Genomic DNA, 20,984 nt, shown 5'->3' on the forward strand with positions numbered 1-20,984 from the left:
ACCCGCGGACCGCGCGCCCCCGGTACGAGAGGGAGTGATCGTCATGGCAGGCGTTCCGTCCATCTGTCCGACCTTGCTGTACACCGATGCCAAGGCCGCCATCCAGCTGCTCACCGAGGCCTTCGGCTTCACCCAGGTCGCGGCGTACGAGGGCGAGGACGGCGCGGTGGCGCACGCCGAGCTGTCCTACGGGAACGGCATGGTGATGCTCGGCAGCAAGGGCACCGGCGGGCCCTTCGACAAGGCGATGGCGAGCGCCGGCCCGGCCGGGGTCTACGTGCTCGTCGACGACGTGGACGCCCACCACCGCCGGGCCGTGGAGCACGGTGTGGAGATCGTGATGGAGCCGACCGACCAGGACTACGGCTCGCGGGACTACATGGCCCGCGACGCCGAGGGCAACGTCTGGAGCTTCGGGACGTACGCGCCGCAGGTCTGAGGGCCGGCGGCGCGTACGCGACTCCCGTACGGGGCGCTACGCGCCGCCGGTGTGCACCTGGAACGCGGCCCGGCGCACCGCCTTGGCCAGGGCGGGATCGGGATGGGCGGCGGCCAGGGCGACCAGCACCTGCACGGTGCGGGGGTGCCCGACCGCGCGGACCTCGTCCAGCAGCCGCGGGACCGTGGTCCGTACCGCCGAGTCGAGGTGGCGGGCCAGCAGCTCGGCCTCGCCGTGGTCGGCGATGGCGGCCGCGGTGTCCACCCAGAGCCAGGTCTGCTCCTCGGCGGTGAGCACGTCCTGCGCCTCGTCGGGGTCGACCCCGTCGTGCTCGGCGAGCCAGAGCAGGGCGTACGGGCGCAGCGCGGCCTCGCGGGAGGCCCCCCGCACCTCGGGCTCGGCGGGGGCGCCGACGACGCGCAGGGCTTCGAAGGCGAGCCCGCGCAGCAGGGCGTCCTCGCCCCGGGCCGCGTGCAGCAGCTCGGAGACCGCGTGGCCGACGGGCCGGGCGGCCAGCCAGGCCTGGTACTCGGCGCGGGCCGGGCCGGGGGTGAGCCGCGCGCAGCCGTGGAGCATGGCGGCGGCGGACTGCTCGATGTTCCCGGCCGGGCTCTGCGCGGCGACGCAGATCTGTTCGAGCTTGACCCAGACGGCCCAGCTCCCGAGCGGGGTGAGGGTGGCCCGGGCGGGGCCGAGGGTGACGGCGTCCACGGCGGCGAGCCCGCCGAGCGCCCAGCGCAGCAGCCGGGCGAGCGGGAAGGGCGGCGCGGCCGCGGCGGCACCGGACGGCGCGGGGCCGGCCGGTACGGCGCCCGTGGGCACCGAGGCCGTCGGCACCGAGCCCGTGGGGCCCCCGGAGGCGGTGTCCGGCTGCGCCGTGGACTCGTAGGGGACCTCGCACCGTTCGTCGCGCAGTTCCTCGACGCGCTGGCGGAGCAGGTCCAGCAGATCGGGGACGGTCACGGGACCGGCGGAGAGCTGGAGCAGGGACAGGAGCTGGGGCATGGCCTCGACCACCTCGGCGACGGCCGCGGGGGCGATGTCGGCGGGGGCCGGGTGGACCAGTGACCAGGCGTCGAAGAGGGCGACCCAGCCGCGCAGGACGGCGGTGTCGTCGCGGTCCCAGGCGCGTAGGCGCCAGCCCGGCCGGGCGTGCCCGCCGTGCATCTCGATCAGTCCGGCGAGCCGGGCGCGGTCCCAGCCGACCCGGATCTGGCCCGGCGTCAGGCTCAGCTGGGCGGCGGCGCGTTCGGCTTCGGCGGCGGGCAGGGCGCCCGCGAGGGCGGGTCCGCTGCCGTCGGCCGCGCCGAGGTGGAGTTCGGCCCAGCGGGCGAGCCGAACGGCGTCGGCGAGGGAGGCGCGTGCCCTGTTCGCGAGGTCGGCCGTGGCGGGCGTGCCCGCCGGAGGCCGCGGGGCGGTCCGGGTGCGCCGGTCGGTCACCGCCTTGCGTGCCGTGGCCACGGACCGCGGGGCGACGAGTCGGAGTCTGGAGTCGCGAGCCAACTGCTCATCAGGCTTTCGGGACGTCACGTGAGCAGTCTCGCCCGTCACTGGCCGAAAGCCCAAACGGAACCGGCCATTGCCACAAGACCCCGAAGGGACAGAACGGGGCAACTCACCCTCCCTGTCCCGCCCGCCCCACACTCTTCGGACAACCCGTCCGACGGTCCGTCACCCGACCCGTCACCCGACCGGCCGCTCGACCGGTCGGGCGGCCCGTCACATGAAAGGGGTCAGGAAGCGGCGCAGCGCCTCTTCGTAGGCGGCCGGATCGGCGTTCCACATCGCCCCGTGGGCGGCCCCGGAAACGGGGTGCAGGGTGACGAGGTCGGGGCGCGCCGCGGCGAGCCGCCGCGAGGGCTCCCACGGGGCGAGGGTGTCGTCGGGGCCGTGGAAGATCAGTACGGGGATCTTCAGCGCGGCCGCGTCCGAGCCCGGGGCCCGCCGTTCGGCGCGCAGCCCCGCACGGCCCTCGGCGGCCTTGACGGCGAACGGGAGCAGGGGGGCCGGGGTGCGGCGGGCGGCGGCGAGGGCGCGCAGGGTGGCGTGCCAGTCCAGTACGGGCGAGTCGAGGACCAGCCCGGAGATCCGGTCGGCCAGCGCCGAGCGCTCGGCGGCGTGCAGGGCCATGGTGGCGCCGGTCGACCAGCCGTGCAGGACCACGCGGCGGGCGCCGTAGCGCAGGGCGTAGCGGATGGCGGCGTCGAGATCGCGCCATTCGGACTCGCCGAGGTGGCCGAGCCCGTCCGGCGACTCCGGTGCGCCGAGGTCCCCCCGGTACCCGAGGTCCAGGACGGGGAGCTTGTTGCGGTGGAGGAAGGGCATGACCACCATCGGGTGCTCGCGGGTGGCGCCGAGCCCGTGGACGGTGATCACCCAGGTGTCGCGGGCGCCGGGCAGGAACCAGGCGGGCAGCGCCCCGAGCTCCCCGGGGACGTCCACGTCGGCGTGGTCCAGTCCGAGGGCGGCGCCCGGGTTCCCCAGGTGGACCTGGGGGGTGAGGGTGAGGCGGGTTCCGGGGTCGAGGCTGCCGTGGGTGACGGCGAGGAGCCGGCGCACGACGGTGTCGGGGCCGTGCGGGGCGTCGGGGAGGACGGGCCCGACCACGGCGTGCACCCCGGGGGCGGTGAGCCCGTAGGTGCCGGGGCGCAGGGAGGCGAGCGACCGGGTCAGCTCGACCCGGCCGGCCGCGGTGGAGTGGACGGTGAGCCGGGGGCTGCCGGGGAGCGGACGGCCGGGCTCGGTCCGCAGGGCCGCGTCGGCGGCGTACCGGCCGGCGAGCGCGGCGGCGGTGACGGCGGCCGCGCCGGCGCCGAGCAGGGTCGTGGTGACGGCCGCTGCCGTCGCTGTAGCGGTACGCACCGCTCCAGTGTCGAGGCGGACGCTCCGGCGGGCCACCGGAGGCGATCGTTCCGGCCGGCACCCCGAAGGGGTGGCGAGGGGGGCGGCCGGGAGGTGATCTAGGTCTCTTCGGGGCCCCGGGGGCGGGGCGGCACCTACCGGAAGTCCCGCCCCGGAAACATCCGGACACCCCGTCGTGACATGCGTTAATCGACATATCAACGTGCTTCCCGGGACGAAGGTCCCGATGGGGTGCCGTGGCGATACACCGCATGAACCCTGTCAGTTCACCTTCCGTTCATCCAGGTTGCCTACGGTCCACGAACCACTGACGTCAAACAGAAGCCTGGGTAAATGGAGCACATAACGCTTCTCCTCGGGATCGTGATCATCACCGCTCTCGTGTTCGATTTCACGAACGGTTTTCACGACACGGCCAACGCGATGGCCACCACCATCTCGACCGGCGCCCTCAAGCCCAAGACCGCGGTGGCCATGTCCGCCGTGCTCAATCTCGTCGGCGCCTTCATGTCCGTGGAGGTCGCCAAGACGATCTCCAAGGGACTGGTCAACGAGGAAGGCATCCAGCCGGAGGTCATCTTCGCCGCCTTGGTCGGCGCGATCCTCTGGAACCTCGTCACCTGGCTGGTGGGCCTGCCCTCCAGTTCCTCGCACGCCCTGATGGGCGGCCTGATCGGTGCGGCCGTGGCCTCCGCCGGCATGGGCGCCGTCAACGGCAGCGTCGTCGTCACCAAGGTGCTGATCCCCGCGATCGCGGCTCCGATCGTCGCCGGTGTCGCCGCGTACCTGGCCACGAAGGTCACGTACAAGGTCGGCAAGGGCATGGGTGAGAAGACCTCGGCCAAGGGCTACCGCGCCGGTCAGATCGCCTCCGCCGGTCTGGTCTCGCTCGCCCACGGCACCAACGACGCGCAGAAGACGATGGGCATCATCACCCTGGCGCTCGTCGCCGGCGGCGCCATCGCCCCCGGCTCCAACCCGCCGGTCTGGGTCATCGTCTCCGCCGGTCTGGCCATCGCGATGGGCACCTACCTGGGCGGCTGGCGCATCATCCGCACCATGGGCAGCGGCCTGACCGACCTGCAGCCGCAGCAGGGCTTCGCCGCCCAGACCTCGGCCGCCAGCGTCATCCTGGCCTCCTCGCACCTCGGCTTCTCCCTCTCCACCACCCACGCGTGCTCCGGCGCCGTCATGGGTTCGGGTCTGGGACGCAAGGGCGGCGTGGTCCGCTGGTCCACCGCCTCCCGCATGTTCATGGCCTGGGGCCTGACCCTGCCGGCCGCCGCGCTGGTCTCCGCCGGCGCCGAGCGCGTCATGCGCATCGGGGACGTCGGCGTCGCCGCCGTCGCGGTCTTCCTGATCGGCTCCTGCGTCGCCATCTGGCTGATCTCGCGCCGCCAGGTCGTCGACCACACCAACGTCAACGAGGTCGCCCCGGTCGACGCCGAGCAGCCGGGTGTCGTCACCACGGCCATGGCCGCCGTCAGCGTCCCGCCGGCCACGGCCCCGGCCGCCACCTCCGGCAGCACCGCCGCCGTGACGGACGAGGAACTGAAGGCCACCATCCCGGCCACGGCGACGACCCCCGCGGCCCCGGCCGCGGCGGTCTGACCGGCCCGAGAACGACAGAGGATTCAGCGGTATGAAGATCGACTGGGAAGCACTCGGCTCCGTCTTCGGGGTCAGCCTCTCCGCCACCGTCGTCCTGGTGACCCTGTTCACCCTGGGCCTGATGGGGCTCTCCAAGCACGAGGCGGCCACCGAGCAGGGCGGCGCCGCCACCCTGGCCCGCAGCGGTGCGTACGCCTGCTTCGCGCTCTGCGCGGCGGCCGTGGCCTACGGGATCTACCTGATCGTCGCCTGAGGCGCGGGACGGCACGTACGAAGGCTCCCCCGGGGTTCGTCCCGGAGGGAGCTTTCGCATGCCCGGGGCCGCATGCACCACCACCCCGCCGCAGGTCAACCGCGAGTTGACGGGCCTTCGCGCTGCGTGGTGGACTGCCCGAGCCAATACGGCGGCATGGAGAGGAAGTCCGGTGCGAATCCGGCGCGGTCCCGCCACTGTCACCGGCGCACGCGGACCCCGTGTGCGGCCGGGAGCCAGGAACTCTCGCCGCCGGACACGTCGAACCAGGGCGCGGACCCTGAGTGAGGACATACCTGCCACCATGCGTGCCGATCGCGTCTTCGCGTACGGCGTCACGGCGGGCCTGATCGGCGACCGGATCCTCGGGGATCCGCGCCGAGGGCACCCCGTGGCCGCCTTCGGACGAGCCGCCGCCGCCGTCGAACGCGCCCTGTGGCGCGACGACCGCGCCCGCGGCGTCCTGCACACCCTGCTGTGCGCCGGAGGCGCCACCGCCGCCGGCGCGCTGGGCGCCCGCGCCGTGCGCTCCCGGCCCGCGGCCGCCCGTATCACCCTCACCGCCGCCGCCACCTGGGCCGTCGTCGGCGGCACCTCGCTGGGCCGCGAGGCCCGCGCCATCGGCGGCGCGCTCGCCGCCGGGGACGCCGAGGTGGCCCGCGAGCGGCTGCCCCACCTGTGCGGGCGCGATCCGCAGGCGCTGGACGAGCAGCAGATGGCCCGCGCGGTCGTCGAATCGGTCGCCGAGAACACCTCCGACGCGGTGGTCGGCGCCCTGGTGTGGGGCGCCGTCGCCGGCGTCCCCGGGCTGCTGGCCTTCCGCGCCGTGAACACCCTGGACGCGATGGTCGGCCACAAGTCCCCCCGCCACCTGCGCTACGGCTGGGCCTCGGCCCGGCTCGACGACGTGGCCGGCTGGCCGGGCGCCCGGCTGACGGCCCTGGCCGCTGTACTGGCCGGGCCCGACCGGCGGGGAGCCGTACGGGCCTGGCGCGCGGACGCCGCCAAGCACCCGAGCCCCAACGCCGGGCCCGTGGAGTCCTCGTTCGCCGGGGCCCTCGGCGTACGGCTGGGCGGGACCCTGGCCTACGCGGGCCGGGTCGAACACCGGGCCGTCCTCAACGGGGCGGCCGGGCGGCCCGTGGAGGTCGCCGACATCGAACGGGCGGTACGGCTGTCGCGCCAGGTGACCTGGGTGGCGCTGGGGGCCTGTGTGGCGGCCCGGACGCTGGTCTCCCGGACGCTGGACTCCCGTAGGACGAAGAAGGGGCGGCACGCATGAGCGGCGGCGCGAAGCGCGGCGGGGGGCTCCTCGTCGCCGGTACGACCTCGGACGCGGGCAAGAGCGTGGTCACGGCGGGCATCTGCCGCTGGCTGGCCCGGCAGGGCGTGAAGGTGGCCCCGTTCAAGGCGCAGAACATGTCGCTGAACTCCTTCGTGACGCGGGAGGGCGCCGAGATCGGCCGGGCGCAGGCCATGCAGGCCCAGGCGGCCCGCGTGGAGCCGACCGCGCTGATGAACCCGGTGCTGCTCAAGCCCGGCAGCGACCGCAGCAGCCAGGTGGTGCTGCTGGGCAAGCCGGTGGGCGAGATGAGCGCGCGCGGCTACCACGGGGGGCGTCAGGAGCAGCTCCTCGGCATCGTCACGGACTGCCTGGAGCAGTTGCGGGGCACGTATGACGCCGTGATCTGCGAGGGGGCGGGCAGCCCGGCCGAGATCAACCTGCGCCGGACCGACATCGTGAACATGGGCATCGCGCGGGCCGCGCGCTTCCCCGTGGTCGTCGTCGGCGACATCGACCGGGGCGGAGTCTTCGCGTCCTTCTTCGGCACGACGGCGCTGCTCTCGCCCGAGGACCAGTCGCTGATCGCGGGCTACCTGGTGAACAAGTTCCGCGGCGACGTCACCCTGCTGGAGCCGGGCATGGAGATGCTGCGCGGCCTGACCGGGCGGGCGACGTACGGGGTGCTCCCCTTCCAGCACGGTCTGGGCATCGACGAGGAGGACGGCCTGCGGGTCTCCCTGCGGGGCGCGGTACGCGAATCCGTGGTCGCCCCGCCCGTGGGCGAGGACGTGCTGCGGGTCGCGGTCTGCGCGGTGCCGCTGATGTCCAACTTCACGGACGTCGACGCGCTCGCGGCGGAGCCGGGCGTGGTCGTGCGGTTCGTGGACCGGGCCGAGGAACTGGCCGACGCGGACCTGGTCGTGGTCCCCGGCACCCGCGGCACGGTCAAGGCCCTGGCCTGGCTGCGCGAGCGGGGGCTGGCGGACGCACTGGCCCGGCGGGCCGCCGAGGGGCGGCCGGTGCTGGGCATCTGCGGCGGGTTCCAGGTGCTGGGCGAACACATCGAGGACGAGGTCGAGTCGAAGGCCGGCTCCGTGCCGGGGCTCGGGCTGCTTCCCGTCCGGGTCCGCTTCGAGCGGGAGAAGACCCTGGCGCGGCCGGTGGGTTCGGCGCTGGGCGAGGAGGTCTCCGGCTACGAGATCCACCACGGGGTGGCCGAAGTCCTGGGCGGGACGCCCTTCCTGGACGGGTGCCGGGTCGGGGCGGTGTGGGGCACGCACTGGCACGGCTCCCTGGAGTCGGACGGCTTCCGCCGGGCCTTCCTCCGCGAGGTCGCCGCCGCGGCGGGCCGCCGCTTCGTCCCGGCCCCGGACACCTCCTTCGCCTCCCTGCGGGAGGAGCAGCTGGACCTGCTCGGCGACCTGATCGAGGAACACGCGGACACGGACGCCCTGCTCCGCCTGATCGAGGGCGGCGCCCCCTCGGGCCTCCCTTTCCTCCCGCCGGGCGCGCCATGACGTCCCCGTCCCTGCGGGGGCCGTCCCCCGCCCCGCGCAGCGGCACCCCGCGGCCCGGCCGCGCCGTCCGTGCCCGCCCGCGCACGCGTATCCGTACACACGCCCAAGAAGGGGCCACCGCATGAGCACGCCCTACCCGTTCACCGCACTGGTCGGCCAGAGCGATCTGCGCCTCGCGCTGCTGCTCAACGCCGTGAGCCCCGCGGTCGGCGGTGTTCTCGTCCGCGGTGAGAAGGGGACCGCCAAGTCCACCGCCGTCCGCGCCCTGTCCACGCTGCTGCCGCAGGTGGACGTGGTCCCCGGCTGCCGGTTCAGCTGCGCGCCCACCGCCCCGGACCCCGCCTGCCCCGACGGCCCCCACGAGCCGGGACCGGCCGCCGCGCGGCCCGCCCGCATGGTGGAGCTGCCCGTCGGCGCCTCCGAGGACCGGCTCGTCGGCGCCCTCGACATCGAACGCGCCCTCGCCGAGGGCGTGAAGGCCTTCGAGCCCGGCCTGCTGGCCGACGCGCACCGCGGGATCCTGTACGTCGACGAGGTCAACCTGCTCCACGACCACCTCATCGACCTGCTCCTCGACGCCGCCGCGATGGGCGCCTCCTACGTCGAGCGCGAGGGCGTCTCCGTACGGCACGCGGCACGCTTCCTCCTCGTCGGCACGATGAACCCCGAGGAGGGCGAGCTGCGCCCGCAGTTGCTCGACCGGTTCGGGCTGACCGTCGAGGTCGCCGCCTCCCGGGAGCCCCTCCAGCGGGTGGAGGTGGTCCGCCGCCGGCTCGCGTACGAGGACGACCCCGCGGGGTTCGCGGGCCGCTGGTCCGGGGACGAGGAGGAGGTGCGCGCCCGGGTGGTGGCCGCGCGGGCGCTGCTCCCGCAGGTGCGCCTCGGCGACACCTCGCTGCTGCAGATCGCCGCGACCTGCGCCGGTTTCGAGGTCGACGGGATGCGCGCCGACATCGTGATGGCCCGTACCGCGACCGCGCTGGCCGCCTGGGCCGGGCGGACCGAGGTGCGCAAGGAGGACGTGCGGCAGGCGGCCCTGCTGGCGCTCCCCCACCGGCGCCGCCGCAACCCCTTCGACGCGCCGGGTCTCGACGAGGAGAAGCTGGACCGGATCCTGGACGGGTTCCCCGACGACGAGCCCGACCCGGAGCCCGAGCCGGAGCCGGAGCCGGAGGGTCCCGGTGAGGGACCGCGGGACGACGGCCCGGACGGCGGCGGCCCCGACGGCGGGGGCGGCGTACCCCCGCAGGGCTCCGGACCGGACGACGCGCCCGAGGGCGAGCCGCGGACGCCGGAGGCGCCCGGGCAGCAGCCCGAGACGCAGCCCTCCGCGCAGGAGAACGAGGCTCCGGCCGGTCCGGCCGAGCAGGCCGCCGTACGGGCCGCCGAGCCGTTCCGCACCAAGATGCTCAGCGTCCCCGGACTCGGCGAGGGCGCGTCCGGGCGGCGTTCGCGCGCCCGCACCGCGCACGGCCGCACCACCGGGGCCCAGCGCCCCCGGGGCCAGCTGACCAAACTGCACCTGGCGGCGACCGTGCACGCCGCCGCCCCGCACCAGAAGGCGCGCGGGCGCACCGGGCGGGGCCTGGTCGTCCGCAAGGACGATCTGCGGCAGGCGACGCGGGAGGGCCGCGAGGGCAACCTCGTGCTGTTCCTCGTCGACGCCTCCGGCTCCATGGCGGCCCGGCAGCGCATGAGCGCGGTCAAGGGCGCGGTGCTGTCCCTGCTGCTCGACGCCTACCAGCGCCGGGACAAGGTCGGCCTGATCACCTTCCGGGGTTCCACCGCCGAACTCGCCCTGCCGCCGACCTCGTCCGTCGACGCCGCCGCGGCCCGGCTGGAGAAGCTGCCGACCGGCGGGCGCACCCCGCTCGCGGCCGGGCTGCTCAAGGCCCACGAGGTGCTGCGGATCGAGCGGCTGCGGGATCCGAGCCGGCGGCCGCTCCTCGTGGTCGTCACCGACGGACGGGCCACCTCGGCCGGCTCCGTGGGCGGCGACCCGCGCGAGCTGTCGGCGCGCAGCGCCCGGCTGCTGGCCGCCGGCGGGGTCGCCTCCGTGGTCGTGGACTGCGAGTCGGGTCCGGTCCGGCTCGGGCTGGCCGGCGTACTGGCCGCCGATCTGGGCGGCCCGGCCGTCACCCTCGACGGGCTGCGGGCCGATTCGCTGGCCGGGCTCGTGAAGAACGTCCGTACCCCATCCCCGACCCTCAGGAGGGCCGCGTAATGCCGCAGGGACAGCCGTCCGTCGTTCCGGACGACGGACTCACGACGCGTCAGCGCCGCAACCGCCCGCTCGTCTTCGTCCACACGGGGCCGGGCAAGGGCAAGTCCACGGCGGCCTTCGGTCTGGCGCTGCGCGCCTGGAACCAGGGCTGGCCGATCGGGGTGTTCCAGTTCGTCAAGTCGGCGAAGTGGAAGGTGGGTGAGGAGAACGCGCTGAAGGTGCTCGGCGCCTCCGGCGAGGGCGGCTCCGTCGTCTGGCACAAGATGGGCGAGGGCTGGTCCTGGGTCCAGCGCGACGCGCAGCTCGACAACGAGCAGGCGGCCAAGGAGGGCTGGGAGCAGGTCAAGCGCGATCTGGCCGCCGAGACGCACAAGCTGTACGTGCTGGACGAGTTCGCGTACCCGATGCACTGGGGCTGGATCGACGTCGACGAGGTCGTCGAGGTGCTGCGGAACCGTCCCGGAACCCAGCACGTGGTGATCACCGGGCGCAACGCGCCGGAGAAGCTGGTGGAGTTCGCGGACCTCGTCACCGAGATGACCAAGGTCAAGCACCCGATGGACGCCGGCCAGAAGGGCCAGAAGGGCATCGAGTGGTGACCTCGTTCAACGTACCGAGACTGGTCATCGCCGCTCCCTCCTCCGGCAGCGGCAAGACCACCGTCGCCACGGGCCTGATGGCGGCCTTCTCGGAGCGCGGCCTCGCCGTGTCCCCGCACAAGGCCGGGCCGGACTACATCGACCCGGGGTACCACGCGCTGGCCACGGGCCGTCCGGGGCGGAACCTGGACGCCTTCATGTGCGGGCCGGAGCTGGTGGCCCCGCTGTTCGCGCACGGGTCGGCCGGCTGCGATCTGGCCGTCATCGAGGGCGTGATGGGGCTCTACGACGGGGCCGCGGGGCGGGGCGAACTGGCGTCGACCGCGCAGGTCGCGAAGCTGCTCCGGGCGCCGGTGGTACTGGTCGTCGACGCGTCCTCGCAGTCGCGGTCGGTGGCGGCGCTGGTGCACGGCTTCGCCTCCTTCGACCCGCAGGTGCGGCTCGGCGGCGTGATCCTGAACAAGGTCGGCTCCGACCGGCACGAGGTGATGCTGCGGGAGGCGCTGGAGGAGGCCGGGATGCCGGTGCTCGGCGTCCTGCGGCGGGCTCCGCAGGTGGCCGCGCCCTCGCGGCACCTGGGGCTGGTGCCGGTCGCCGAGCGGCGGCGCGACGCCCTCGACTCCGTGACGGCCCTGGCCGAACAGGTCCGCCAGGGCTGCGACCTGGAGGCCCTGATGGCCCTGGCCAGGACGGCCCCGCCGCTGGCCTGCGAGGCCTGGGCTCCGGACGCGGCTCTTCTCCCCCACCCCGCCCCTTCCCGAAGCCGGGCCCTGCCCGGACCCGGGCCTCAAACGCCGGACGGGCTGAATGATGCCGCGCAGCGGCACATTTCAGCCTCGCCGGCGTGTGAGGCGCGGGGTTCCGGGCGGAGCCCCGGCCGGCGGCCGGTCGTCGCCGTCGCGGGCGGGGCCGCCTTCACGTTCTCGTACGCCGAGCACTCGGAGCTGCTGCGCGCGGCGGGGGCGGAGGTGGTCACCTTCGACCCGCTGCGGGACGAGGCGCTGCCCGAGGGAACCACCGGCCTGGTGATCGGCGGCGGGTTCCCGGAGGTGTACGCGCCCGAGCTGTCGGCGAACGAACCGCTGCGCAAGGCCGTCGCGGCCTTCGCCGCCGCCGGGGGCCCGGTCGCGGCCGAGTGCGCCGGGCTGCTGTACCTCGCACGCTCACTCGACGGCAAGGAGATGTGCGGGGTGCTCGACGCCGACGCGCGGATGTCGGAGCGGCTCACGCTCGGCTACCGCGAGGCGGTCGCCGTCTCCGACAGCGTCCTCGCCGCGGCCGGGACCCGGCTGCGCGGGCACGAGTTCCACCGGACGGTGATCGAGCCGGGCGCCGGCAGCGCACCGGCGTGGGGCTTCACGCATCCGGAACGCCGGGTCGAGGGCTTCGTGGAGGCCGGCGTGCACGCCAGCTACCTGCACACGCACTGGGCGGCGGAGCCTTCCGTGGCCCTGCGGTTCGCCGAGGCCGCGGCAGCGCACCGGTGAACCGCCTCCGCCCGGGGCCGGCCGCCCGCTCACTCCGCCAGGCCCACGACCAGCCAGATCCCCGCCACCCCGCCGACGGTGCACATCAGCGTCGACAGGGCGGGGTGCTTGTGGTGGGCCTCGGGCAGGATCTCGGCGGCGGCCAGGTACAGCAGGACACCGCCGAAGAAGCCGAGGTAGGCCCCGAGCGGTTCCTCCGGAAGGGTGAACAGCAGAGTGGACGCGGCGCCCACGACGGGGGCCGCCGCGTCCGCGAAGAGCATCAGCAGGGCCTTGCGGCGGGCGTTCCCGTACAGCCGGGTCAGCGTGTACGTGTTGAACCCGTCGGCGAAGTCGTGGGTGATGACGGCCAGCGCCACGGCCACGCCCATCCCGCCGCCGACCTGGAACGCGGCGCCGAGGGCCACCCCGTCGGCGAGGCTGTGGCCGACCATGGCGGCGGCCGCCGTCAGGCCGACCTCGGGGACCCGCTGACCGTGCTCGGGGTGCCCGTTGCCGTTCGCGGCCCCGTGGGAGGCCTGGCGGACGGCCAGGAGGCGTTCCACGCAGTGCGCGGCGAGGAACCCTCCGACGAAGAGCAGCAGGGCCAGCGGGACCCCGAAGATCTCGTCGCCGGCGGCGTGCATGGCCTCCGGGAGCAGGTCGAGCCCCACGACGCCGAGCATCAGCCCCCCGGCCAGGCCCAGCACGAGGTGGCGGCGGTCGGTGACGCGCTGCGCCGTCCATCCGCCTGCCAGGGTCATCAGGAACGCACCCAACGCCACGATCACGGCCATGTGCCCCTGCATACCGACTCCGCGCCGCCCGCGCACTTCCGCGGCCGGGTGGCGGGCCACGGAGGGTTGACGGGCCGGCCGTACGCGGGGCCGGCGACCGGCACGGTGCGCGGCGCCACGAACACGACGACGGAGAACGGGTGAACCTGTTGGGCGAGTACGCGACGCAACTGGTCGTCGGGGTCGGTGGCCGCGCGGGCGTGTCCGTGGCGGAGGTGTGCGCGCTGGTGGAGGAGACCCTGCGCGGCGCCGGGCTGGCGTCCGGGTCGGTGACGGCCCTGGCCACCGTGGAGGGCAAGGTCCTGGAAGCGGGGATCGCGGGTGCGGCGGAACGTTTCGGCGTGCCCCTGCTGAGCTATCCCGCCGAGCGGCTGGCCGCGATCCCGGTGCCGCACCCCTCGGACGCCGCCCGCGAGGCGGCCGGCACCGCGTCCGTGGCGGAGGCCGCCGCGCTCGCCGGGGGCGGGGAACTCCTCGTACCCAAGCGGCGCTCGATGGCGGCGACCTGCGCCGTCGCCACGGCCCATGCGCACGATCTGCGCCACCACGGGGACGCGGAGGTCGCGGACGCGGGCGCGGACCTGGTCGATCTCGCGGTGAACGTACGGTCCCACACGCCGCCCCAGTGGCTGAAGGACCGGATCGCGGCTTCGCTCGACGTCCTGTCCGCGTACCCCGACGGCCGCGCCGCCCGCGCGGCCGTGGCCCTGCGCCACGGGCTGCCGGCCGAGCGGGTGCTGCTGACCGCGGGGGCCGCGGAGGCGTTCGTCCTGATCGCGCGGGCGCTGGGCGCGGTACGGCCCGTGGTGGTGCATCCGCAGTTCACCGAGCCGGAGGCGGCCCTGCGCGACGCGGGCCACCGGGTGGAGCGGGTGGTGCTGCGGGCCGAGGAGGGCTTCCGGCTGGACCCGGCGGCGGTGCCGGAGGACGCCGACCTGGTGGTGGTCGGGAACCCGACCAACCCGACCTCGGTGCTGCACCCGGCCGCGACCCTGGCCGCGCTGGCCCGGCCCGGGCGGATCCTGGTGGTCGACGAGGCCTTCATGGACGCCGTCCCCGGCGAACGCGAGGCGCTGGCCGGGCGGACGGACGTACCGGGCCTGGTGGTGCTGCGCAGCCTGACCAAGACCTGGGGGCTGGCCGGGCTGCGCATCGGGTACGTGCTGGCCGAACCCGGGGTGATCGCGAAGCTGGCGGCGGCGCAGCCGCTGTGGCCGGTGTCCACGCCCGCGCTGGTGGCGGCCGAGGCGTGCGTGGCCCCGGCGGCGCTGGCCGAGGCGGAGGCCGCGGCCCGGCAGATCGCGGTGGACCGGGAGCACCTCCTGGCGGGGCTCGCGGAGTTCGAGGAGATCTCGGTGGCGGGTGCGGCGGCGGGGCCGTTCGTGCTGATCCGGGTCGAGGGTGCGGCGGAGATCCGCACCCGGCTGCGCGCGCTGGGCTTCGCGGTGCGCCGCGGCGACACCTTCCCGGGGCTGGACCGCTCCTGGCTCCGGCTGGCGGTCCGCGACCGCGCGACGACGGGCCGCCTCCTCCAGGCCCTCGACCTGGCCCTCGCGGCGCGCTGACCGGGCGCCGGCCGGGGCGCCGAGCGGCCGGACGCCGAGCGGACGTCGGGCGGGCACCGAGCGGACGTCGGGCGGGCACCGAGCGGACGTCGGGCGGGCGCCGAGCGGACGTCGGCCGGACGCCGAGCGGACGTCGGCCGGACGCCGAGCGGACGTCGGGCGGGCACCGAGCGGACGTCGGGCGGGCGCCGAGCGGGCACCGGCCGGACGCCGAGCGGACGTCGGCCGGGCCCCGAGCGCGCGTCGGCCGGGCCCCGGCCATGCGCGGAACGCGCCGCCGGCCCCGAGGCGATCCGTGCGGGCCGGGCCCGCCCGCGCGGGCTTCACCCCGATGGCACGTTTGCGCGGGTCAGGCGTGGCGGCGCCCGCACCGGTGCGCGACCATTCCCAAGGGAATGGCCATGAGCGACACCGGGGGTACGGGGATGAAGACAGCCGGCAGGATGGGCACGGCCGCGGCCGCACTGGCCGTGGTGGGAGGCGCCGTCTACGGCGTGACGCAGCTGGCCGGCGAGGACGGCGGTGCGGCGGCGAAGCAGCGGCTGGGGGCGAAGCCGGGGGCCACCGCGAGCCCGGGCCGGGACACCCCGTCCGGAGCGACGGCCTCGGCCGTGCCCGGCGGGAAGCCCTTCACCCTCGTCGGCACCGGCGACATCATCCCGTACCCGTCGATCATCCAGCGGGCCGCCGACGACTCCGCCGCGAAGGGCGGCTACGACTTCCGGAAGATACTGGCCGGGGTCAAGCCCGTCGTCTCCGCCGCCGACCTGGCGATATGCCACCACGAGATACCGTACGGCCGGCCCGGCGGCCCCTACACCGGATACCCCCTCTTCAAGGCACCGCACCAACTGGCCGACGCTCTCAAGGACACGGGCTACGACAGCTGCTCGACCGCCTCGAACCACACCCTGGACGACGGGTACGACGGCCTCGTCCGCGTCCTGGACCACCTCGACCGCGTCGGCATCCGCCACGTCGGCTCGGCCCGCGGCGCCGCGGAGGCCAAGGCCCCGGCCCTGCTGGAGGCCGGCGGGGCCGAGGTCGCGCAACTGGACTACACGTACGGCACGAACGGCATCCCGCTCCCCGCGGACAAGCCCTGGGCCGTGAACCTGATCGACCCGGCGCGGATCCTCGCCGACGCCCGCGCCGCGCGCGCGGCCGGCGCGAACGTCGTCGTCCTCAGCGTCCACTGGGGCTCCGAGTGGCAGACGGCCCCGGACGAGCAGCAACTGGAGCTGGCCCGGACCCTGACCGCCTCGCGCGGGGCGGACGGGCTCCCCGACATCGACCTGATCCTCGGCACCCACAACCACGTGCCGCAGCCGTACGAGAAGATCAACGGCACCTGGGTGGTCTACGGCATGGGCGATCAGGTCGCCAGCTTCTACGAGGCCGACAAGGCCCGCGGCAACATGTCCTCGGTCCCCCGCTTCACCTTCGCCCCGGCGGCCGCCCACCCCGGCCGCTGGGAGGTGGTGAAGGCCGAGTACCTCACCCAGTTCTCGGACATGCGGCCGCCGTTCCGCGTCGTCTGCACCTCCTGCGCGGCGGCCGCCCCGTCCGGCGACAGCGCCTACGCCGCCGCCGATCGCGAGGTCACGAAGGCCGTGATGTCACGCGGCGCCGCGGAGCAGGGACTGACGCGCGCGACGAAGTAGCGCCGCGCCCCCCGAGGCCCGCCGTCCTGCGACGTCCCGCGCCCTACGAGGCCTTGCCGCGCCGGGTCACCACCAGCGCGGCGGCGCCGAAGCCGAGCAGGAGCAGCGCACCCCCCGTCACGTACGGGGTGAGCGAGCCGCCACCGGTCTCGGCGAGGCCGGCCTGGCTCCCGGAGCCGCCCGTGGTGGCCGTCTGGGGCCTGACGTCGGGCAGTTTGGACGCGCTGGCGCTGGGGGCGGGGGCGGCCGGGGACTCGCAGCGCGCCTCGGCGAGCACGATCTCGCCGTCGACCTCGGCGACGTTCAGCTTGCCCGGGTTCACCGACACCTTGAGCCGCAGCGCGGTCGCGGCGGCCGTGGTGGACGTGGTCTGGGAGGTGGACAGCTCCAGGCCGACCAGGCCGACCAGGGGGACCTCGATCTTGGTGGGGCCGCCCGCCGAGAGGGTGACCTTCTTGCCCAGGACGGTCACCGTGCCCAGGACGTTGGAGCTCGCGACCGGCTTCCTGCCCGCCTCGCACACGGCCTTGGAGCTGACCTTCTCCACCTCGATCACGGACAGCAGCGGCAGGCCCGGTACGTGGACCCGGGCCTTGGCGATGTTCGCCTCGGCCGCCGCGCGGTCCTCGTCGACCGTGGCCTTGGAGGTGGCGACGTCGGCGCGCAGGACGCTGACCGGCGCTCCGCCCTCGACCCCGTCGAGGGTGACGGTCAGCGCCGTCTTCGCGGCGTCCGCCGGGGCGCTGACCTCGTTGAGCGTGGCGTTCAGCGGGACGTGCACGGTCTTGTTGAGCAGGCCCACGTCCAGCGTGGTGCGCAGGACGACGGCACTGGCCCGGCCCCCGCCCGGGTGGGAGCCGGTGGAGCCGGTGGCGAAGGCGGGCGGGGCGGCGAGCAGGGCAACCGCTCCCGTGGCGACGAGCGCGGCCACGGGCATGCGGAAGGTGTTGCTGTTCAAGGTGGTGGAACCCCCAGGGAGATGGGAGCCGTCGCGGCGCCAATGGGGGACATTGCGCGCGCCGACGGCCTCGACCCCGGAATCTTTACGCACTGAGAGTGAACGGGGGTGAACCCGGCGTGAGTTCACCCCAAAGGGTGGTTTCCACGCATAGGTTCGATTACATGCGCCCCATCCGGAACGGAAGTTCCCTCCCATCCCGGGAATCCCGGCCGCCGGGAGTCGCGCCGGGCGTAGACAACGACCGCGCGGCCGCCGACGTCACGCCCCGTCAACTCCGGTACGCCCTGCGGTCTCAGGCCACCACGGTGCCGTTCACCACCACGCGCAGCGGCTGCGCCAGTGCCCGTACGTCGGCCCGCGGATCGGCCTCGTAGACCACGAGGTCGGCGGGTGCGCCCTCGGTCAGGCCGGGCCTGCCGAGCCACTCGCGCGCACCCCAGGCGGTCGCCGAGAGGGCTTCCAGCGGCGGGATCCCGGCCTTGACGAGCTCGCCCACCTCGGCCGCGACCAGGCCGTGCGGGAGGGAACCCCCCGCGTCCGTGCCGACGTAGACGCCGATGCCGGCGTCGTGGGCGGCGCGGACGGTGTCGTAGCGCCGCTCGTGCAGCCTGCGCATGTGCGCGGACCACCGCGGGAACTTGGCCTCGCCGCCCGCCGCCATCTTCGGGAAGGTCGCGATGTTCACGAGGGTCGGCACGATGGCCACCCCGCGCTCCGCGAACAGCGGGATGGTGTCCTCGGTGAGCCCCGTGGCGTGCTCGACGCAGTCGATGCCCGCCTCGACCAGGTCCCGCAGGGAGTCCTCGGCGAAGCAGTGCGCGGTGACCCGCGCCCCGAGGCGGTGGGCCTCGGCGATGGCCGCCTCCACCTCGGCGCGCGGCCAGCAGGCGGTCAGGTCCCCCACCTCGCGGTCGATCCAGTCCCCGACCAGCTTGACCCAGCCGTCGCCGCGCCGCGCCTCGCGGGCCACGTACGCGACGAGGTCCTCGGGCTCGATCTCGTGGGCGTAATTGCGGATGTAGCGGCGGGTGCGGGCGATGTGCCGGCCCGCCCGGATGATCTTCGGCAGGTCCTCGCGGGCATCGATCCAGCGGGTGTCGGACGGGGATCCGGCGTCGCGGATGAGGAGCGTGCCCGCGTCCCGGTCGGTCAGGGCCTGCCGTTCGGCGGTGTCCGCGTCCACCGGGCCGTGGGCGTCGAGCCCCACGTGGCAGTGCGCGTCGACCAGCCCGGGCAGCACCCACCCGGTGACCTCGGTGATCTCCCGGGCGCCGCGCGGGCGTTCGTAGGAGATCCGGCCGCCGACGACCCAGAGCTCGTCGCGGACCTCCTCGGGCCCGACCAGCACCCGCCCCTTCACGTGCAGCAGCCCCGGCTTCGCGCCGTCTCCGTTGACCTCGTCGCTCATGGCGGCACTCTATGCGCGGGCTCGGTAGGCTCTCCAGACCGGCCGGACCGGTCCGGACTTGTCGGGACGAAAGACCCCGACCCGAGAGAACGAAGAGAGCGCCGCCGTGACCCACCCCCTCCTGGACCTTCCGCCCCTGACCGCCGCGCGCTTCGCGTCGATCGAGCGGGGGGTCGCGGAGCTGCTCGGGACCCGGGCCGACGTGGTGATCACCCAGGGCGAGGCCCTGCTGCCGCTGGAAGGCTGCATCCGGTCGGGCGCGCGGCCCGGCTCGACCGCGCTGAACGTGGTGACCGGCCCCTACGGGACCACCTTCGGCAACTGGCTGCGCGACTGCGGGGCGAACGTCGTGGACCTGGAGGTCCCCTTCGACACCGCCGTGTCCGCCGCCCAGGTGGACCGGGCCCTGTCGGAGCACCCGGAGATCGACTTCGTCTCCCTGGTCCACGCGGAGGCGGCCACCGGCAACACCAACCCGGTGGCGGAGATCGGCGAGGCCGTACGGGCCCACGGGGCGCTGTTCATGCTGGACGCGGTGGCCTCGGTGGGCGCGGAGCCGCTGCTGCCGGACGCCTGGGGCGTGGACCTGTGCGTGATCGGCGCGCAGAAGGCGATGGGCGGCCCGGCCGGCGTCTCGGCGGTGTCGGTCTCCGAGCGCGCCTGGGCCCGCTTCGCGGAGAACCCCTCGGCGCCGCGCCGCTCGTACCTCTCCCTGCTGGACTGGAAGGAGCGCTGGATCGACGCCGGGCGCACGGCGCTGCCGCACGCGCCGGCGCAGCTGGAGATGCTGGCGCTGGAGGCCTGCCTCGACCGGATCGCAGCCGAGGGGCTCGCATCCGTGACGGCCCGTCACGCCGCCGCCGCTGCGGCCACCCGGGCGGGCGCCGTGGCGCTGGGCCTCGCCCCGTTCGTCGGCCGGGACGAGGCGGCCGCCCCGGTGGCCACCACCCTGCGGGTCCCGGAGGCCTCGCTGGTGGTGGCGAAGGCCCTCGCGGTGGATCCGGCGGCGCCCCTCGCGGCGGGCGGCGGCGCGCTGGCCCGGGAGATGGTCCGGGTCAACCACTACGGCACGGCGGCCTCCCTGGACGCCGTCGGGTCCGGTCTGGCGGCCCTGGCCGGGGCCCTGTCGGTGGATCCGGCCGGGGCCCTCGCGGCGGCGGGCTCGGCCTGGTCGGCGGTCCTGCCCGCTGCCTGAGCGGGGCCGGTCCCGCGGGGCCGGTCCCACGGGCCCGGCCCGGCGGGATCAGCCCTCCAGGAGGTCGAGCAGCCGGTCCACGTCCGCCTCGGTGTTGTAGAGGTGGAAGGAGGCCCGCAGGCTCCCCGCGCGGGCGGACGTGGAGATGCCCGCGGCGAGCAGGGCGCCCTGACGGCCGGCCAGTCCGGGCACCGAGACGATCGGGGAACCGCCGGGGACGGGCTCGTGTCCCAGGCGGGCGAGGCCGGCGCGGTAGCGGGCGGCCAGGGCGGTGTCGTGGGCGTGGACGGCGTCGATGCCGGTCCGCTCCAGCAGGGCCAGCGCGGGCTCGGCGGCGTGGTAGGCCAGGAAGGCCGGGGACTCGTCGAAGCGCCGGGCCCCGGGGGCCAGTTCCCGCAGCGGGCCGTAGATGGCGTCCCACATGTCGGCGAGCGCCACCCAGCCGGCGTGCAGCGGGGTCACGGCGTCCTGGGCCTCCTGCGAGACCGTGAGGTAGGAGACCCCGCGCGAGGCGAGCAGCCACTTGTACCCGGCGGTGACCGTGTAGTCGTAGGGGCTCGCGTCGAAGGGCATCCAGCCCGCCGCCTGCGAGGCGTCGACGAGCATCCGTGCCCCGTGCGCGGTGGTCGCGGCGCGGACGGCCGCCAGGTCCGCCGTACGCCCGTCGGCGGACTGTACGGCGCTCAGCGCGACCAGTGCGGTGTGCGGGCCGACGGCTTCGGCGAGGGACTCCAGCGGGGCGAAGCGGACCTTGAGGTCGTCGCGTACCACGAAGGGGTTGATGTCGGAGGCGAACTCGCCCTCCGGGCAGAGGACTTCGGATCCCGCCGGGAGGGAGGCGGAGATGAGGCCGACGTGGGTGGAGACGGCCGCGCCGACGGCCACGCGGTCCGCGTCGACCCCGACGAGGCGGGCGAACGACTCCCGGACCCGTTCGACGCGGCCGAAGTCGCCGAAGCCTTCGGGCAGTCCGGCCCCGGCCGCCTCCGCGAGCCGCCGCACCTCGGCCACGGCGGCTCGCGGGAGGATCCCGTTGTTGGCGGTGTTGAGATAGGTGAGGGAGTGGGCGAACGCGTCGCGGACGGCCCCGGGCACAGATAGGTCCATGACCTTCACTCTGCGCCAGGACCAACCCACA

17 protein-coding genes and 1 riboswitch are annotated in these 20,984 nt (G+C 75.1%); of the genes, 11 read left to right on the forward strand and 6 right to left on the reverse strand.

The window, feature by feature from the left end; translation table 11 throughout:
* Positions 1-43: 43 nt before the first annotated feature.
* A complete protein-coding gene (locus ACWCP2_RS15105) occupies positions 44-439 on the forward strand; it encodes a VOC family protein (RefSeq protein WP_450909016.1) in 396 nt (131 codons plus the stop codon).
* Between the two features lie 36 nt (positions 440-475).
* Here the strand turns inward: ACWCP2_RS15105 and ACWCP2_RS15110 are convergent, their stop codons facing one another.
* Complete coding sequence (locus tag ACWCP2_RS15110; RefSeq protein WP_450909017.1) at positions 476-1,969, reverse strand: hypothetical protein; 1,494 nt, start codon at positions 1,967-1,969, stop codon at positions 476-478.
* 189 nt (positions 1,970-2,158) lie between these two features.
* A complete protein-coding gene (locus ACWCP2_RS15115) occupies positions 2,159-3,301 on the reverse strand; it encodes an alpha/beta hydrolase family protein (protein WP_450909018.1) in 1,143 nt (380 codons plus the stop codon).
* A gap of 333 nt (positions 3,302-3,634) precedes the next feature.
* Here ACWCP2_RS15115 and ACWCP2_RS15120 point away from each other — a divergent pair, with 333 nt between their 5' ends.
* The 7 genes from ACWCP2_RS15120 to ACWCP2_RS15150 all read left to right on the forward strand — a co-directional run bounded on the left by ACWCP2_RS15120 (position 3,635) and on the right by ACWCP2_RS15150 (position 12,277).
* Positions 3,635-4,912 (forward strand): anion permease, encoded by a 1,278-nt coding sequence (locus ACWCP2_RS15120; protein WP_450909019.1) that lies wholly within the window; start codon positions 3,635-3,637, stop codon positions 4,910-4,912.
* Positions 4,913-4,943: 31 nt separating this feature from the next.
* The gene (locus tag ACWCP2_RS15125) at positions 4,944-5,165 is read left to right on the forward strand and encodes a hypothetical protein (RefSeq protein WP_243338472.1); all 222 of its coding nucleotides are present in this window, start codon (positions 4,944-4,946) and stop codon (positions 5,163-5,165) included.
* Between the two features lie 161 nt (positions 5,166-5,326).
* A riboswitch (cobalamin riboswitch) is annotated at positions 5,327-5,411 on the forward strand.
* 58 nt (positions 5,412-5,469) lie between these two features.
* Positions 5,470-6,447 (forward strand): cobalamin biosynthesis protein, encoded by a 978-nt coding sequence (locus tag ACWCP2_RS15130; protein WP_450909020.1) that lies wholly within the window; start codon positions 5,470-5,472, stop codon positions 6,445-6,447.
* Positions 6,444-7,967: a cobyric acid synthase gene (locus tag ACWCP2_RS15135; RefSeq protein WP_450909021.1), complete on the forward strand. Its 1,524-nt coding sequence runs from the start codon at positions 6,444-6,446 to the stop codon at positions 7,965-7,967. The genes ACWCP2_RS15130 and ACWCP2_RS15135 overlap by 4 nt, the downstream gene beginning before the upstream one ends.
* A gap of 121 nt (positions 7,968-8,088) precedes the next feature.
* Positions 8,089-10,191, forward strand: a complete 2,103-nt coding sequence (locus ACWCP2_RS15140) for a putative cobaltochelatase (RefSeq protein WP_450909022.1) — start codon at positions 8,089-8,091, stop codon at positions 10,189-10,191.
* The gene (cobO, locus tag ACWCP2_RS15145; protein ID WP_243338462.1) at positions 10,191-10,790 is read left to right on the forward strand and encodes a cob(I)yrinic acid a,c-diamide adenosyltransferase; all 600 of its coding nucleotides are present in this window, start codon (positions 10,191-10,193) and stop codon (positions 10,788-10,790) included. Before ACWCP2_RS15140 ends, cobO begins: the two co-directional genes overlap by 1 nt.
* A complete protein-coding gene (locus ACWCP2_RS15150; RefSeq protein WP_450909023.1) occupies positions 10,784-12,277 on the forward strand; it encodes a cobyrinate a,c-diamide synthase in 1,494 nt (497 codons plus the stop codon). Before cobO ends, ACWCP2_RS15150 begins: the two co-directional genes overlap by 7 nt.
* 29 nt (positions 12,278-12,306) lie before the next feature.
* Here ACWCP2_RS15150 and ACWCP2_RS15155 read toward each other — a convergent pair whose 3' ends face one another.
* Positions 12,307-13,053, reverse strand: coding sequence for a ZIP family metal transporter (locus ACWCP2_RS15155; protein WP_450909024.1), 747 nt, complete (start codon positions 13,051-13,053; stop codon positions 12,307-12,309).
* 140 nt (positions 13,054-13,193) lie between these two features.
* On the opposite strand from ACWCP2_RS15155, the gene cobC reads away from it, so the two are divergent.
* Together cobC and ACWCP2_RS15165 are read left to right on the forward strand one after the other, a co-directional pair.
* Complete coding sequence (gene cobC, locus ACWCP2_RS15160; protein ID WP_450909025.1) at positions 13,194-14,618, forward strand: Rv2231c family pyridoxal phosphate-dependent protein CobC; 1,425 nt, start codon at positions 13,194-13,196, stop codon at positions 14,616-14,618.
* A gap of 425 nt (positions 14,619-15,043) precedes the next feature.
* Positions 15,044-16,282 (forward strand): CapA family protein, encoded by a 1,239-nt coding sequence (locus tag ACWCP2_RS15165; RefSeq protein WP_450909096.1) that lies wholly within the window; start codon positions 15,044-15,046, stop codon positions 16,280-16,282.
* Positions 16,283-16,325: 43 nt separating this feature from the next.
* On the opposite strand, the gene ACWCP2_RS15170 is transcribed toward ACWCP2_RS15165, so the two are convergent.
* Together ACWCP2_RS15170 and ACWCP2_RS15175 are read right to left on the reverse strand one after the other, a co-directional pair.
* Positions 16,326-17,240: an SCO1860 family LAETG-anchored protein gene (locus ACWCP2_RS15170; protein ID WP_450909026.1), complete on the reverse strand. Its 915-nt coding sequence runs from the start codon at positions 17,238-17,240 to the stop codon at positions 16,326-16,328.
* A 295-nt stretch (positions 17,241-17,535) separates the two neighbouring features.
* Positions 17,536-18,651, reverse strand: a complete 1,116-nt coding sequence (locus ACWCP2_RS15175) for an amidohydrolase family protein (RefSeq protein ID WP_450909027.1) — start codon at positions 18,649-18,651, stop codon at positions 17,536-17,538.
* A gap of 106 nt (positions 18,652-18,757) precedes the next feature.
* Between ACWCP2_RS15175 and ACWCP2_RS15180 the strand changes: the two genes are divergently transcribed.
* On the forward strand, positions 18,758-19,846 hold the full coding sequence (locus ACWCP2_RS15180; protein WP_450909028.1) for a pyridoxal-phosphate-dependent aminotransferase family protein: 1,089 nt from the start codon (positions 18,758-18,760) through the stop codon (positions 19,844-19,846).
* 48 nt (positions 19,847-19,894) lie between these two features.
* Here the strand turns inward: ACWCP2_RS15180 and ACWCP2_RS15185 are convergent, their stop codons facing one another.
* Positions 19,895-20,953 (reverse strand): aminotransferase class V-fold PLP-dependent enzyme, encoded by a 1,059-nt coding sequence (locus ACWCP2_RS15185; RefSeq protein WP_450909029.1) that lies wholly within the window; start codon positions 20,951-20,953, stop codon positions 19,895-19,897.
* Positions 20,954-20,984: the final 31 nt, after the last annotated feature.

This window comes from Streptomyces sp. NPDC002104, assembly GCF_053593795.1.